Origin of the sequence: Streptomyces sp. NBC_00335 (assembly GCF_036127095.1) — a bacterium.
In the GTDB taxonomy this organism is placed as follows: Bacteria; Actinomycetota; Actinomycetes; order Streptomycetales; family Streptomycetaceae; genus Streptomyces.
This window is the reverse complement of record NZ_CP108006.1, coordinates 4,069,695-4,083,492: the sequence shown is the minus strand read 5'-3', so window position 1 is coordinate 4,083,492 and position 13,798 is coordinate 4,069,695. Positions and strand designations below refer to the sequence as shown.

Annotated in this window: 15 protein-coding genes and 1 pseudogene; 12 read left to right on the top strand and 4 right to left on the bottom strand. The window is 71.7% G+C overall.

All coding sequences use genetic code 11. The annotated features are described in order from the left end of the window. Positions 1 to 2 precede the first annotated feature (2 nt). Positions 3 to 92 (bottom strand): K(+)-transporting ATPase subunit F, encoded by a 90-nt coding sequence (gene kdpF / locus OHA37_RS18265; protein ID WP_243330869.1) that lies wholly within the window; start codon positions 90 to 92, stop codon positions 3 to 5. 396 nt (positions 93 to 488) lie between these two features. Here kdpF and OHA37_RS18260 point away from each other — a divergent pair, with 396 nt between their 5' ends. The 4 genes from OHA37_RS18260 (at position 489) to OHA37_RS18245 (ending at position 4,749) form a co-directional block, all read left to right on the top strand. Next, the gene (locus OHA37_RS18260; protein WP_266906535.1) at positions 489 to 1,265 is read left to right on the top strand and encodes an SDR family NAD(P)-dependent oxidoreductase; all 777 of its coding nucleotides are present in this window, start codon (positions 489 to 491) and stop codon (positions 1,263 to 1,265) included. Between the two features lie 97 nt (positions 1,266 to 1,362). After that, the gene (locus OHA37_RS18255; RefSeq protein ID WP_266906533.1) at positions 1,363 to 2,742 is read left to right on the top strand and encodes an aspartate aminotransferase family protein; all 1,380 of its coding nucleotides are present in this window, start codon (positions 1,363 to 1,365) and stop codon (positions 2,740 to 2,742) included. A gap of 255 nt (positions 2,743 to 2,997) precedes the next feature. Continuing rightward, positions 2,998 to 3,915 carry a factor-independent urate hydroxylase gene (gene pucL / locus OHA37_RS18250; RefSeq protein WP_243330865.1) on the top strand — a complete coding sequence of 306 codons (918 nt, stop codon included), beginning with the start codon at positions 2,998 to 3,000 and terminating at the stop codon, positions 3,913 to 3,915. 216 nt (positions 3,916 to 4,131) lie between these two features. After that, positions 4,132 to 4,749, top strand: coding sequence for a TIGR04222 domain-containing membrane protein (locus OHA37_RS18245; protein ID WP_266906531.1), 618 nt, complete (start codon positions 4,132 to 4,134; stop codon positions 4,747 to 4,749). Between the two features lie 9 nt (positions 4,750 to 4,758). Here the strand turns inward: OHA37_RS18245 and OHA37_RS18240 are convergent, their stop codons facing one another. Further along, the gene (locus OHA37_RS18240) at positions 4,759 to 5,226 is read right to left on the bottom strand and encodes a histidine phosphatase family protein (protein ID WP_266906529.1); all 468 of its coding nucleotides are present in this window, start codon (positions 5,224 to 5,226) and stop codon (positions 4,759 to 4,761) included. A gap of 121 nt (positions 5,227 to 5,347) precedes the next feature. On the opposite strand from OHA37_RS18240, the gene OHA37_RS18235 reads away from it, so the two are divergent. The 5 genes and pseudogenes from OHA37_RS18235 (at position 5,348) to OHA37_RS18215 (ending at position 9,886) form a co-directional block, all read left to right on the top strand. Next, positions 5,348 to 6,634, top strand: a complete 1,287-nt coding sequence (locus OHA37_RS18235) for a phytase (RefSeq protein WP_266906527.1) — start codon at positions 5,348 to 5,350, stop codon at positions 6,632 to 6,634. A gap of 265 nt (positions 6,635 to 6,899) precedes the next feature. Then, entirely contained in the window at positions 6,900 to 7,118 is a 219-nt protein-coding gene (locus OHA37_RS18230) for a CbtB domain-containing protein (protein WP_266906525.1), read from the top strand. A gap of 30 nt (positions 7,119 to 7,148) precedes the next feature. Beyond that, on the top strand, positions 7,149 to 7,901 hold the full coding sequence (locus OHA37_RS18225) for a CbtA family protein (protein ID WP_266906523.1): 753 nt from the start codon (positions 7,149 to 7,151) through the stop codon (positions 7,899 to 7,901). 115 nt (positions 7,902 to 8,016) lie between these two features. Further along, a complete protein-coding gene (locus OHA37_RS18220; protein WP_266906521.1) occupies positions 8,017 to 8,304 on the top strand; it encodes a hypothetical protein in 288 nt (95 codons plus the stop codon). Between the two features lie 87 nt (positions 8,305 to 8,391). After that, positions 8,392 to 9,886, top strand: a pseudogene (locus OHA37_RS18215) (alpha/beta hydrolase). On the opposite strand, the gene OHA37_RS18210 reads toward OHA37_RS18215, so the two are convergent. Next, positions 9,840 to 10,478: a TetR/AcrR family transcriptional regulator gene (locus OHA37_RS18210; RefSeq protein WP_266906519.1), complete on the bottom strand. Its 639-nt coding sequence runs from the start codon at positions 10,476 to 10,478 to the stop codon at positions 9,840 to 9,842. The pseudogene OHA37_RS18215 and the gene OHA37_RS18210 overlap by 47 nt on opposite strands. A gap of 131 nt (positions 10,479 to 10,609) precedes the next feature. Here OHA37_RS18210 and OHA37_RS18205 point away from each other — a divergent pair, with 131 nt between their 5' ends. Further along, a complete protein-coding gene (locus tag OHA37_RS18205; RefSeq protein WP_266906517.1) occupies positions 10,610 to 11,545 on the top strand; it encodes an alpha/beta fold hydrolase in 936 nt (311 codons plus the stop codon). A 16-nt stretch (positions 11,546 to 11,561) separates the two neighbouring features. Here OHA37_RS18205 and OHA37_RS18200 read toward each other — a convergent pair whose 3' ends face one another. Further along, entirely contained in the window at positions 11,562 to 12,599 is a 1,038-nt protein-coding gene (locus tag OHA37_RS18200; RefSeq protein ID WP_443046182.1) for a GlxA family transcriptional regulator, read from the bottom strand. A gap of 111 nt (positions 12,600 to 12,710) precedes the next feature. Between OHA37_RS18200 and OHA37_RS18195 the strand changes: the two genes are divergently transcribed. Beyond that, complete coding sequence (locus OHA37_RS18195) at positions 12,711 to 13,337, top strand: TetR/AcrR family transcriptional regulator (protein ID WP_250750119.1); 627 nt, start codon at positions 12,711 to 12,713, stop codon at positions 13,335 to 13,337. Positions 13,338 to 13,401: 64 nt separating this feature from the next. Then, complete coding sequence (locus OHA37_RS18190; protein ID WP_266906514.1) at positions 13,402 to 13,797, top strand: hypothetical protein; 396 nt, start codon at positions 13,402 to 13,404, stop codon at positions 13,795 to 13,797. The last annotated feature ends 1 nt before the right edge of the window (position 13,798 follow it).

Sequence of the window (13,798 nt, the reverse complement as noted above, 5' to 3'; positions counted from 1 at the left end):
CGCTAGAACCTCTCCGGGAAGACGAGGGCGACGACGAGGTAACCCAGCAGCGCGACGGCGACCAGCAGGCCGATGACGTTTTCGGCGTTCACAGCTTGGCCACCCCCTTGGCGACGAGGACCACCAGCGCGAAGACCGCGATCGTGGTGACGACGAAGGCCAGATCGGCCATCGTGAGCTCCCGGAGGGTTCGAGGGCGGGCGTTTTTCGGACACCTCTGAGTGGAACGCCTTTTCGGCTGCTCACAGGCTTCCTTGACGGGGCCCATACGCCCGTTGGCGCGGCCTTGACGGGTCCCTAACGCGGGTGGACGTGTCGTTGGCTCAGGCTAAGTGGATGTGGGGTGATATGCCCGGTATGTGGCGATCCCCGCCTAAGGGGTGGAAGATCGAATTCCATATAACGGAAATTCTTTTCCAGGATGTGGTATTCGCGTTATGCTCCGGTCGTCCGCACGCGGAGCGCGAACCCCTGCCAGGAGGAATCCCATGTCCGAGACCCGAGTCGAGAACCGAGTCGAGAACCGTGTCGCCCTGATCACCGGTTCCTCCTCCGGCATCGGCGCGGGCATCGCCCGCAGACTGGCGGCGGCCGGAATCCGCGTGGTCCTGAACTCGGCGCGCAGCGAGGACGCGGGCAAGGCGCTCGCCGCCGAACTGCCCGACGCGGTCTACGTACGGGGCGACGTCGCGGACGCCGCCGACGCGCGGCGGATCGTCCGGACGGCGATCGACACGTACGGACGGCTCGACATCCTGGTCAACAACGCGGGCGTCACCCGGTTCATCCCCCTGGGCGACCTGGACGCGGCCGACGCCGACGCCTGGCGCGAGATATTCGAGGTCAACGTCGTCGGCACCTGGCAGATGATCACCGCCGCCACCCCCCACCTGCGGGAATCCGGCGCGAGCGGCTCCCCGGCCTCGATCGTCAACATCTCCTCGGTCTCCGCGACCCGCGCGCTGGGCAGCTCCGTCCCCTACGCCGTCAGCAAGGCCGCGGTCAACCACATGACCCGGCTGTTGGCCTCCCAGCTCGGACCCGCCGTCCGGGTGAACGCGATCGCGCCCGGCCTGATCGACACCCCCTGGTACGAGGGCGAGGACCAGGTCTGGGAGAGCTCGCGGGAGTGGATCACCGAGAACACCCCGCTGCGCCGCGTGGGCACCCCCGAGGACGTGGCCGAGGCCGCGCTCTACCTGGTCGACGCCGCCTACACGACCGGCGACGTGCTCACCGTCGACGGCGGCCGGCACGTCGTCTGACGCCCCCGGCGCGCTGCCGACCCGCCCCAAGCCCGTCCCCGGCCCCCTGCCGGCCGTCCCCACCGGATTCCACATCGTGGACAACTACCCTCGGAATATGAACGCAGAAGCCGACGCACGCGACGCCGCCACACAGGCCTCCTCCGCAAAGGCCACCGTGAAGGCCGACGACCGCAGTCACGTCTTCCACTCCTGGTCGGCGCAAGAGCTCATCGACCCGCTCGCCGTGGCCGGTGCCGAGGGTTCCTACTTCTGGGACTACGACGGCAACCGCTTCCTCGACTTCTCCAGTGCCCTCGTCTACACGAACATCGGCTACCAGCACCCGAAGGTGGCCGCGGCCATCGCCGAGCAGGCCGGCAAGCTCTGCACCGTCGCGCCCGGCTTCGCCGTCGACGTGCGCTCCGAGGCCGCCCGGCTGATCGCCGAGCGCACCCCGGGCGACCTCGACAAGATCTTCTTCACCAACGCGGGCGCCGAGGCCGTGGAGAACGCCGTCCGCATGGCCCGGGTGCACACCGGCCGCGCCAAGGTGCTCTCCGCGTACCGCTCGTACCACGGGGCCACCTCCACCGCGATCAACCTCACCGGGGACGCGCGCCGCTTCGGCAACGACAGCGCCACCGCCGGCGTCGTGCACTTCTGGGGCCCCTTCGCCTACCGCTCGCCCTTCTACGCGGCCACCCCCGCCGAGGAGTGCGAGCGCGCACTGCGCCACCTGGAAGACACCATCGTCTTCGAGGGCCCGCAGTCCATCGCCGCGATCATCCTGGAGACCGTCGGCGGAGCCCCCGGCGTGCTCGTGCACCCCGACGGCTACCTGGCCGGCGTGCGCGAGCTCTGCGACCGCTTCGGCATCGTCTTCATCCTCGACGAGATCATGGTCGGCTTCGGCCGCACCGGTAAGTGGTTCGCCTCCGAGCACTGGGACGTCACCCCCGACCTGATCTGCTTCGCCAAGGGCGTGACCAGCGGATACGTCCCCCTCGGCGGGGTCGCCATCTCGGCCGCCATCGCGGAGACCTTCGCCCGCCGGCCCTACCCGGGCGGGCTGACGTACTCCGGGCACGTGCTGGCCTGCGCCGCCGCCGTCGCGACGATCAATGTCATGGAGGAGGAGGGCACCGTGGAGCAGTCCGCCCGCACCGGCGCGGAGCTGCTCGGGCCGGGCCTCGCCGCCCTCGCGGAGCGCCACCCGTCCGTCGGGGAGGTCCGGGGGCTCGGCACGTTCTGGGCCCTGGAGCTCGTACGGAACAAGGAGACGCGCGAGCCCTTGGTCCCGTACAACGCCGCCGGCGCGGACAACGCGCCGATGGCCGAGTTCGGGGCGGCCCTGAAGAAGGCCGGGCTGTGGCCGCTGCTCGCCGGGAACCGCATCCACGTCGCACCGCCCTGCAACGTGTCCGCCGAGGATGTGGACAAGGGGCTGCGGATCATCGACGAGGCCCTGTCGGTGGCCGACGCGCACACGGTCTGACCTGCGCAGATCGTACGGTTGCCCAAGCCGTGGGTGCTTGTTATCGGAGGATCCGCTCCCTTACGAACAGCAGGGGGACGTGCTGGAATCAACAGGCACCTACGGACCGGGATGCACGTCAGTCCCGGGGCGGTCCACGCGGGGAATCGGCGTGACCGAACGGCGGGGGGCGGGCTGCGCGTCCGCCGGACGCCGGGCGTACGGGATCCAGACGACCGGACTCCGTGTTCCCGAGTACCCGAAGGAAGACAGCGCATGAGCAAGCACATCCTCGCCCAGAACCAGTACGGCAAGGCCGAGAACCGCATCGTCAAGGTCACCCGCAAGGGCAGCGACGGTTCCTGGCACGAGATCCGCGACCTCAACGTCTCCGTCGCGCTGCGCGGCGAGTTCCGCGACGTCCACCTCACCGGTGACAACGCCAACTGCCTGCCCACGGACACCACCAAGAACACGGTGTACGCCTTCTCCAAGGAGCACGGCGTCGCCTCCCCCGAGGCCTTCGGCATCCTGCTCGCCAAGCACTTCGTCTCCTCCCAGGCCCCGATCCGCGAGGCGCAGATCCGCGTCGAGGAGTACGCCTGGGAGCGGATCCCGGTCCCGACGCGCAAGGAGCAGCACTCCTTCGCCCTCAAGGGCACCGAGGTGCGCACCGCGCAGATCACGTACAGCGAGACCACCGGTCTCCAGGTGATCTCGGGTCTGAAGGACCTGACCGTGATGAACTCGACCAACTCCGAGTTCCACGGCTTCATCAAGGACAAGTACACGACGCTGCAGGAGGCGTACGACCGCATCCTGGCGACCAAGGTCACCGCGCGCTGGGCGCACTCGGCGCTCGCCGCCGACGACGCCGAGTACGACTGGGACCAGTCGTACAAGAAGGTCCGCAAGAACATGCTGGAAGCCTTCGCGGAGACCTACTCGTACTCCCTGCAGCAGACCCTGAACCAGATGGCCGAGCGCGTGCTCGACAACTGCCCCAAGGTCAACGAGGTGCGCCTCAACCTCCCCAACAAGCACCACTTCCTCGTCGACCTGGAGCCCTTCGGCCTCAAGAACGACAACGAGGTCTACTTCGCGGCCGACCGCATGTACGGCCTCATCGAGGGCACCGTGCACCGCGACGGCGTGCAGCCGGTGATCGCGACGAGCGACTGGATCGTGGCCTGACGCCCGCTCCCCACCCACGGTAGTTCGGCCCGGACCGCGTCGCGGGGTCCGGGCCGCTGCGCGTTCGCGGCCCGACTCAGCCCGGCCCGCCCCGATCCGACGCCGCGCCGTGAAGCTCAAGTCTTGCTCTGAGACGGCAGGACGGGGGTTGGGCGCCGCACCGTCAGGTGACACTGCTGACAGACGAGGCGGGCCGAAACGGGGGGTGGACCCGGTATGCGGTGGGTGTTCCGGCAGTTCGCAAGGGGTTCGCACGAGATGCGGGACCTGGACGTGTACGACATCGCGTTCCTGGCGGGTGGGGCGCGGCGGGTGGCGGACAGCGCGATGGTCGCGCTGAACAGGCGCGGCCTGCTCGTGGTGCACAAGGCGCAGGTGCGTACGGTGGGCGGGGAGTTGCCCGGGCACGCGGTCGAGCGTCGTGTGCTCGCGTTCTGCGGGCGCACCAGGAGCGTCGACTCGGTCCGCGCCGACCTGCACCGCTCCCTGGAGGGCTACGAGATCGGCCGTCGGCTGGCCGCATGGGGCCTGGTGAAGGGCGCGGACCGCCGCGTGACCCGTAGCGGGAGACGACACCTGGAGGCGGCCGGGCGCGACGCGAGCATCCCGGAGTACGTCCTGCGCGGGGCCGCCGGCGTCCTGGACGCCACGGCCCGACGCCCGGTCGGCCGCCCGGTCGGCCGCGCGCAGGCGGTTCCACGCCGTCGTGGCCCGACGTCGGGGCGCAGGCTGCCGCGCATGGACGGCGACTCCGATCCCGGCTCGCACTCGGGCTCGTACTCCGACGGCGGCGGAGGCGGCGGAGGCGGCGACGGCGGAGGCGGCGGTGAGTGAGGCGGGGAGTCAGGGACTGCCCGGCGGATCCTCCGGCCCGCCCACGAGCAGGTTCCAGCGCCCGGAGCGCCCCGTCAGCGTCGTCACCGACCCCGGGCGTGCGTCGAGCCGCCAGAAGGCCGCCGCCGGCAGCTCCAGGGCCCACACCACGGCCGCCCGTACGACGCCCTGCCCGGCCACCGCCCGGTGCGTCCCCGGCGCCAGCGCGCCCAGGTGTGCGCCGACCCGCGCGATCAGCGTCTCGACCGACTCGCCGCCGCCCGGGGGCGCGTACGCGGTGTCGGTCATCCACCTCCGCAGCCCCTCGGGGTCCTCCCCGGCCACGTCGTCCATGGCCCGCCCGGCCCAGGCGCCGTGGTCCTGCCCGCGCAGCCCTTCGTGCCCGGGGCACGGATCTGCGGACGGGAAGCGGTGGAGGCGCCCCGCTTCGTCCAGAGGCGGAATCACGAGACGGACTCGTACGGTGGTGGGGTGCACCGTCCGATTCTTCCGGGGTTTCGCACCGCGTTCAACCATCGGCCATCTGTTGGGTGCGGACATGACAATCAACCCCGCGAGCGTCTTCCTCTCAGGGCAAAACCCTCATAAAGGAAGAACATTGACCACACGTCTCGCCGCCCGCGCCTCCGCACTCGTGCTCTGCACGGCACTCGCCGGGTCCGTGGCGCTCCCCGCACAGGCCTCCTCGATCGGCACCGTCCGGCCCAGGGCCGAGACCGCGCCGCTGTACGACGACGAGGCCGGCGGCGACGCCAACGCGGACGACCCGGCGATCTGGCGCAACGCCGCCGACCCGGGCCGCAGCCTGGTGATCGCGACCGCCAAGCAGGGCGGCCTGCGGGTCTACGACCTGGAGGCCCGGCAGGTGCAGTCGCTGCCCGCCCCGGCCGGACCGGGCGCCGACGACGCACCCGGCCGCTTCAACAACGTCGACCTGGTCAGCGGCCTGCGCCTGGGCGGCGGGCGCGCCGATGTCGCGGTGGTCAGCGACCGGGGCAACGACCGGCTGCGGATCTACCGGATCGACCGGAACCGGCCCGGCGGCCCGCTCACCGACGTCACCGACCCGGGAGCGCGCCCGGTCTTCTCCGCCGACCAGGCCGAGATCAACGAGCAGAAGACCGCGTACGGCCTGGCCACCTGGACGGACCGCAAGAGCGGCCGGTCCTACGCGGCGGTCAGTCAGCGCAACCGCACCCGGATCGCCCTGCTGGAGCTGGTCGCCACCCCCGCAGGCACGGTCGACTACCGCCAGGTGCGCACGCTGGACCTGCCGTCCTCCTTCCGCCTGCCGAACGGCGCTTCCTGGACGCCCTGTGCCGAGCCGGGCGAACTGCCGCAGATCGAGGGCATGGTCGTCGACCCCGCGGACGGCACCCTGTACGCGGGGCAGGAGGACGTCGGGATCTGGCGCATCGACGCGGGCCTCGGCGGCACGCCGAAGCTGATCGACAAGGTGCGCGAGTACGGCGTGCCCGGCACCTACGACGAGGAGACCGAGGAGTGCGCGCCCGGCGCCGATCCCGGCTACGGGGGCAAGCGCCTGAAGGCCGACGTCGAGGGCCTGACCCTGGTCACCGAGGCCGACGGCGACGGCTACCTGCTCGCCTCCAGCCAGGGTGACGACACCTTCGTCGCCTACGACCGCGAGCGCGAGGACCACAACGAGTTCGAGGGCGCCTTCCGCATCACCGCGGCCTCCGCCACCCTTGACGGCTCCGAGGTCTGCGACGGCGCCGCCGCCCTCAACGCCCCCCTCGGTACGCGCTATCCCCGCGGCCTGCTCGTCGTCCAGGACGGCCGGGAAACCCCGGGCGACGGCGACCGCGAGGCGACCGGCTTCAAGTTCGTCGGCCTGGGCGAGGTGGTCGACGCCATCGGCTGACGCCGTCGGCCGGTGAGACGCGCCGGTGAGACGAGCCGGTGCGACGAGCCGGTGAGACGGAACCCTCCTGCAAGGACGCTGTAAGGCCGCCATAAAGAGCGGTACGGTGGCGGACGACAAGACGACGGTATGACGGAAGTCCGGTTGAGAATCCGGCACGGTCGCGCCACTGTGAATCCTCCCGGAGGGGGAGGAAAGTCAGACCCGCCACCGTCGTCGCAAGCACCACTGACCGGGACGCGTGTTCCCTCTGGAGGTTCCTGCCATGGCCGACTCCGCCGTGCCCACGACTGCCGCCCCGCTGGCCGTCGCACCCATCTCCCTCTCCACCCTGGCCCCTTGGGCGCTGTTCGTGGGCGTTCTGATGCTGGTCCTGCTCTACCTCGTCGGCGCCGAGCAGGGCGCCACCGCGATCTTCGAAGGCGACACCGTGCACGAGTGGATGCACGACGGCCGCCACCTCCTCGGCTTCCCCTGCCACTGATCCACCGATCCGCAAGGGACCGAAAACTTCATGAACCCCATTTCCCCCCGCGTGCTCCTCATCAGGGGCATGCTCGCCGGCCTGCTCGCCGGAGTTGCCGCGTTCCTCGTCGCGTACTTCCTGGGCGAGTCCCAGGTCGACGCGGCGATCGCCCTGGAGGAAGCCGGATCCCACGATCACGGTGACGCCGAGGCGGCTCCGGTCAGCCGGGCCCTCCAGGCCACGGCCGGGCTGGGCACCGGAACCCTGCTCTACGGGATCGCGCTCGGCGGCATCGCCGCGCTCGTCTACTGCTACGCCCTGGGCCGGATCGGCCGCTTCGGCCCCCGGGCCACGGCGCTGCTGGTCTCCGGCGGTCTGTTCGTCACCGTCACCCTGGTGCCGTTCTTCAAGTACCCCGCCAACCCGCCGGCCGTCGGAGACCCCGAGACCACGGTCCAGCGGACCACCCTCTACGTCCTGATGCTCGCGCTCGGCCTGCTGCTCGCGGCCGCCGCGCTGATCCTGGGCCGGCGCCTCGCGCCGCGCCTGGGCAACTGGAACGCCTCGATCGCAGCCTCGCTCGCCTTCGTGGTGGCCGTCGCCGTCGCCTACGCGTTCCTGCCCGGCATCAACGAGGTGCCGACGGGCTTCCCGGCGGCGCTCGTCTGGCAGTTCCGGCTCGCCTCGCTCGCCATTCAGGCCGCGATGTGGGGAACTTTCGGCCTGGCTTTCGGATTTCTTGCCGAACGGGCTCTTGTCCCCGCCGCAACACCCAAGGAGGCTGTACAGCCTGCGAGTTGACGTCTTGCGTGCAAGTGAATGAGAGGCTGGTGACGGCGCGGTGGCGACGGCGACCCGAGAGCTCGGGGACCATCGAAGACCCAAAGGCCGCCGGGAGGCGCCGCACTGGCTTCACTTGCCGCACTGGCTTCGCCTGCCGCACCTGCCCAACCGGCAGCAGTGGCGAGACGTGCGGGAGTGGCGGGGCTGGACGGGCGCGGCCCCGTTCTGGCTGAACGCGGTGCTCCTGCTGCTGACCCCCTTCTCCACCGTCACCCTGCTCGCGCAGATCGGCATCATCGCGGGCCTGACCGCCGTCGCCGGTCTGGCCCGCCACCTCTGGTCGGGTGACTACGGCCATGCGGCCATCCACTCCGCCGCCGCGCTCATGGGTGCGGCGGCAGTGGCGGTGGTCGTGGTCTGACGGGGGGCTCGCCGGGGGGCTAGCCCCCCGAACGACCTTCCCGGCTCCCGGATGTGATGGCCGGGGATGCCCAACCATCCTCGTTTCATGACCACTTACCGCAGCAAGACCGCACTCGTCGCCCTGGCCGCCACGGCCGTGGCGGCCACGCTGACCGGTACCGCCGGCGCCGCGGCCGCCACCGCCGCCGGCCGCGCCGCCGCGCCCACCCTGGCCTGGACGGCGTGCACCCACACGGGCCACCTCGACGGCCAGCAGTGCGCGAAGCTGTCCGTCCCCCTCGACTACGCCGACCCGGCCGGCCCGCACGTCGACCTCGCCGTGTCCCGGCTGCCCAGCACCCGTCCCGCCGCCCGGCGCGGGACGCTGGCCGTGGTCCCCGGCGGGCCGGGCGGCTCGGGCGTGCAGCGGCTCTCGCAGAAGGGGGCCGCGCTGGCGGGGCAACTGGACGGCGCGTACGACCTCGTCGCGCTCGACCCGCGCGGAGTCGGCGGCAGCGTCACCGCCGAATGCGGCCTGGACGCGGCCGACCGGCGCCTGACGACCCTGCGCTCCTGGCCCGGCGCCGACGGGGGGATCGCGGAGAACGTCGACCGCTCCCGCCGGGTGGCCGAGGCCTGTGCCGCGAACGGCGGCGCGGAGCTGCGCAGTTTCACCACCGCCAACCAGGCGCGCGACATGGACCGCTTCCGGGAGGCCCTCGGCGAGCGCAAGCTCTCGGTGTGGGCCGTCTCCTACGGGACCTACGTGACGGCGGTGTACGCGCAGAAGTTCCCGCACCGCACCGACCGCCTGGTGCTGGACAGCAGCGGGGACCCCGACCCGACGCGGGTCGCGCGCGGCTGGCTCGCGAACATGGCGCAGGGCGCCGACGACCGCTTCCCCGACTTCGCGGCCTGGGCGGCGGACCCGGCGCGGGCGGGGGAGGGGCTGCGGCTCGCCGACCACCCGGACGACGTACGCCCGTTGTTCCTGGCCCTCGCTGCGGAGCTGGACCGCTCCCCGAAGCCCTCGAACGTACCCGGCCTGCCGCTGACGGGCACGATGCTGCGCCAGGCCCTGCAGACCGCCCTCTACGGCGACGCCCAGTTCCCCGCCTTCGCCCGCCTCGTCCGCGAGGCCCGGGACCCCGGGGCGGTCCCCGAGCTGCCCAAGGAGCTCGCCGCGGTGCTCCCCGACTCGGACGCGTCGCTGATGGTGGGGGTCATCTGCAACGTCGTGGCCTGGCCCAAGAACGTCTCCGGGTACGAGCGGGCAGTGGCCGCGGACCGCGCCGCGCACCCCCTGACGGCCGGGATGCCGGCGAACGTCACCCGACGCCCCCGCCGAACGCCCCACCCGCATCACCGACCGGGGCCCCTCGAACATCCTGATGGTGCAGAACCTCCGCGACCCGTCGACCCCGTACACCGCCTCCCTGAAGATGCGCGAAGCCCTCGGCTCGCGCGCCCGGCTGCTCACCGTCGACCACGGCGGCCACGGGGTCTACCTGGGCAACGGCAACGCCTGCTCCGACCGCACGGTCACCGCGTACCTCACGACGGGGGAGCGTCCCCTGCGGGACTCCGTGTGCCCGTCCTGAAGATCCGGTCCAGGTGGTGGCGCAGCACCGCGACGGCCGACTCGGGGCCCCGCTGGCCGACCAGGATGCTGGTGCCCATGGTCGCCGCCATGGCGAGCAGGCTGATCGCCTCCGTGCGCGCGTCGACGTCCGGGTCGGCCAGGCCGGTTTCCTGGGCCTGGGCGATCAGCCCGGCCACCGCGTTCTCGGCGGCGTCGGGGTTGTCGATGAAGGGCTGGGCGGCGAGGGCCTCGTCGGTCACGGACAGGATCGAGTAGGAGCTGTAGAGGAGGTGGAAGGTGCGGCTCTCCTCGTCGGTCGGCAGGGAGGCCAGCAGCAGGGCCTCGATCGTCGCGCGCGGGCCGGGGTCGGGGCCGGCGGCGGCCAGGCGGGCGCCGACCCGTGTGGTGAAGCGGTCGGTCAGGTGCTGGAGCCCGTAGAAGAGCAGCTTCTCCTTGGTCTGGAAGTAGTACTGGACCAGGCGCAGGGAGACTCCGGCCTCGGCCGCCACGTCGCGCATGCCGACGGCGTGCAGCCCGCGCCGTCCGGCGACGCGGATGAGTGCCTCGGCGATCTGGGTGCGCCGTTCCTCGTGGTCCACGCGTTTCGGCATGTTCTGGTGTCTCCGCCCGTCGGTGCCCGTGGGTGATGAGCCCGCGGCTCGTTTTCATGGTACCGCCGTATCAACATCATGGTACGGTCGTATCACGAAGAACGGATCCCCGGTCCTCCAGGAGGTGCCCCGTGCCCGACAACAAGCCCCGCCGTGACATCGGCCGCTACGTGAGCGACGAGCTGCGCGACCGCTACTTCGCCGCCTGCGACGCGCTCTACGCGAAGGGGGCGCCCGCCCGCTCCGAGACGGACGTGGAGACCAGCTTCGGGACCACGCACGTCTACCGGTACGGCCCCACGGACCCGGCGGCGGAGTCCCGTACGCCCATCGTCCTGATCCACGGCTCGGGCGGCTGCTCGGCCCAGTGGTACCCCAACACCGTGGCCCTCAGCGCCGACCGGCCCGTCTACGCCCTCGACACCCCCGGCGACCCGGGCCGCAGTATGCACCGCGCACCGATGTGGCAGCCCGAGCGCGCGGCCCAGTGGATGGACGAGGCCCTCGACGCGCTCGGCCTGGACCACGTCCACCTGGTCGGCTCCTCCTACGGCGGCTGGCTGGTCATCAACCAGGTGCACCTGCGCCCCGGCCGGCTCGCCTCGGTCACCGCCCTGGACCCGGGCGGCCTGGAGAAGGTGGGGCTGCGCTTCTTCGTGTGGATCTTCGCCAGTCTCTTCGCCACCTTCGCCCCCAAGGCGCTGCGCCCGACGCTGGCCAAGTGGCTGGAGCAGCCGGTCCTGGTCGTCCCCGAACTGCGGAGGTGGATCCAGGCGGGCGTCCGCGCCTTCCGGATCAAGCGCCCCGCCCCGCTGCCGCTGTCGGACGCGGAACTGGGCACGATCCGGACGCCGTTCTACCTGATCATGGGCAAGCGGAGCCTGCTCGTGCACCCGAAGCGCCAGCTGGAGCGGGTGCCGCGGGTGATCCCCGGAGCCCGCGCCGAGATCGTCTCCGCGACCGGGCACGGCCCGCAGCTCGACCACCCCGAGCTGGTCAACGCCCGGATGCTCAGCTTCATGGAGGACGTCGACTCCCTCGACCCGGCCGCGCGCGGAGCCGCGTAGCGCGGAGGCGGGCGCCTCAGGCCGTCCGGAAGCGGAGCCGGTACTCCGTCGGCGTGGTGTCGAGCGTGCGGCGGAAGGCCCGTACGAGGGTGTCGGCCGTGCCGAACCCGCAGGCGGAGGCGATCCGTTCGAGCGTGGCATCGGTGGTTTCGAGCCGGCCCCGCGCCAGCTCCACGCGGGCCGACTCGATGTAGGCGGCCGGGGTCATGCCCAGCTCGGACTTGAAGATCCGGGCCAACTGCCGCTCGCTGACGTGCGCGTACTCCGCGATGTCGGCCAGGCTCAGCCGGCCGCCCAGGTGCCGCCGGATGTAGTGCCGCAGGTCCTCGGCGCGCCGCGTCGCGGAGGGCGGCTCCAGCGGGACGCTGAACTGGCTCTGCCCGCTCGGCCGCTTCAGGTACATCACCAGCTGCCGGGCCACGCGCAGGGCGACGGCCTCGCCGAAGTCCTCGGCCACCAGGGCGAGCGAGAGGTCCAGGCAGGCGCTGATCCCGGCGCCGGTCCACACCTCGCCCTCCCGGATGAAGACCGGGTCGGCGTCCACCTCGACCGCCGGGTGCTCGGCCGCGAGCTGCTCCGCGGTGGACCAGTGGGTGGTGGCCCGCTTGCCGTCGAGCAGCCCGGCCGCGGCCAGCAGGTGCGCCCCCACGCAGACGGAGGCGACCCGGCGCGTGCGCGCGGCGAGCGTCCGCACCCAGTCGACCACCTCAGGGTCGGTGAGGGCGCGGACGCGGCGCTCGGCGTCCAGCTCGACCGCGCCGGGCACCAGGAGCGTGTCGATGCTCCGCGTCGCGGCCTCGGCGAAGGTCAGGTCCGGCAGGATGCGCACCCCGGCCGAGGTGGTGACGGGATCGAGGGTCCCGGCCGCCAGGACGACCCGGTAGCCGGCCGCGTCGTCCGTCTCCCGGGGGACCAGGGAGAACACCTCCGGCGGCCCGGTGACGTCGAGCAGGTCGACGCCGTCGAAGAGCACGATCACGATCAGTCGCGCGAGGGGTTCCAGGGGCGATCCGTCCGCGGAATCGAGGTCCAGCCGGTGTCCATGGGTCTCCATCACGTCTCCGTCGGTGCTTCTCGGCAGGCGCTCACGAGCAGGTGTGTGCAACGCTAACACGGATCGTAAGCGATGCTTACGCATGATGTTAGCGCTGCTACCATCGACGCCATGTCAACGGCCCGAGAACGCATTCTGGAAGCCACCGCGGAGCTGCTCGCGGACAAGGACGCGGCGGCGATCTCCACCCGGGCCATCTGCGACCGGGCCAAGGTCGGCATGCCCGAGATCTACCGCCAGTTCGGTGACAAGGAGGGGCTGCTCACCGCGGTGGCCGACCTCGGCTTCGAGCGGTTCCTCGCCAACAAGCGCCGCAATCCGCAGACCGGCGACCCGGTGGCGGACCTGCGGGCGGCCTGGGACAGCCACGTCGCGTTCGCCCTCGGCAATCCCCACCTCTACCGGCTGATGTTCACGCCGGCCGGTACGGCCAAGCCGCAGGCGATCGCGGAGGCGCAGGCCCTGCTCCTGACGGCCGTCGGGCGGTGCCGCGACGCCGGCCGACTGCGGACGACCCCGGCGCTGGCCGGACAGTCGATCCTCTCGGCGAACGTGGGCGTCTGCCTGATGGCCCTGTCCTTCCCCGAGCTGTACGGGGGCCCCGACATCTCGGTGTCCGTCCGTGACGCGGTGATCGGAAAGGTCACCGGCGACGAGCGGGAGGACACCAGGATCGGCGCCGCGACCGTCCTCGCCCAGGCTCTGGTCGACACCCTCACCGGAGCGGCACCGGCATAAGGCCTTGTGGCCCTGCCGACGGTCGGAGATGATCTGGTCTTTCCGTCGGGCGGGGGCGTTGTCGGTGAGTGGTTGGGTCTTTCTGGTCGCGTTGGCCGCGCTGGTGGTGTTCTGCGTCTCGCTCGGGATCTACCTCCACGCGAGCCCGCTGCTGAAGCGGGGCATCCGGCACTCTGCCGTCTGCGTCAACGTGGGCCAGGTCGCGCACGGTTCGATGATCCTGCTCGAGTACACCCCGGTGGGCTCTCCCGCACGCCAGTACACCGTGGGCCCGTTCGTCTTCCCGCCGGTCCAGATCGGGGGCCGGATGGATGTCATCTACGACCCCAAGCGCCCGCAGACGGTGACCCTGCCGGACCGGCTGCCCCGCGGCACCCGTGGGGCGGCCATCACCAGCATCGTGTCCGGCGCCGTGCTCGCGGCCTGCGTGCTCCGGATCGTGCTGGCCGTACAGGGCTGAG

Coding starts and splice junctions, on each gene's coding strand:
- OHA37_RS18260 (WP_266906535.1), top strand. CDS start 489: ATGTCCGAGACCCGAGTCGAGAACCGAGTCGAGAACCGTGTCGCCCTG.
- OHA37_RS18255 (WP_266906533.1), top strand. CDS start 1,363: ATGAACGCAGAAGCCGACGCACGCGACGCCGCCACACAGGCCTCCTCC.
- pucL (WP_243330865.1), top strand. CDS start 2,998: ATGAGCAAGCACATCCTCGCCCAGAACCAGTACGGCAAGGCCGAGAAC.
- OHA37_RS18245 (WP_266906531.1), top strand. CDS start 4,132: ATGCGGTGGGTGTTCCGGCAGTTCGCAAGGGGTTCGCACGAGATGCGG.
- OHA37_RS18230 (WP_266906525.1), top strand. CDS start 6,900: ATGGCCGACTCCGCCGTGCCCACGACTGCCGCCCCGCTGGCCGTCGCA.
- OHA37_RS18225 (WP_266906523.1), top strand. CDS start 7,149: ATGAACCCCATTTCCCCCCGCGTGCTCCTCATCAGGGGCATGCTCGCC.
- OHA37_RS18210 (WP_266906519.1), bottom strand. CDS start 10,478: ATGCCGAAACGCGTGGACCACGAGGAACGGCGCACCCAGATCGCCGAG.
- OHA37_RS18200 (WP_443046182.1), bottom strand. CDS start 12,599: ATGGAGACCCATGGACACCGGCTGGACCTCGATTCCGCGGACGGATCG.
- OHA37_RS18195 (WP_250750119.1), top strand. CDS start 12,711: ATGTCAACGGCCCGAGAACGCATTCTGGAAGCCACCGCGGAGCTGCTC.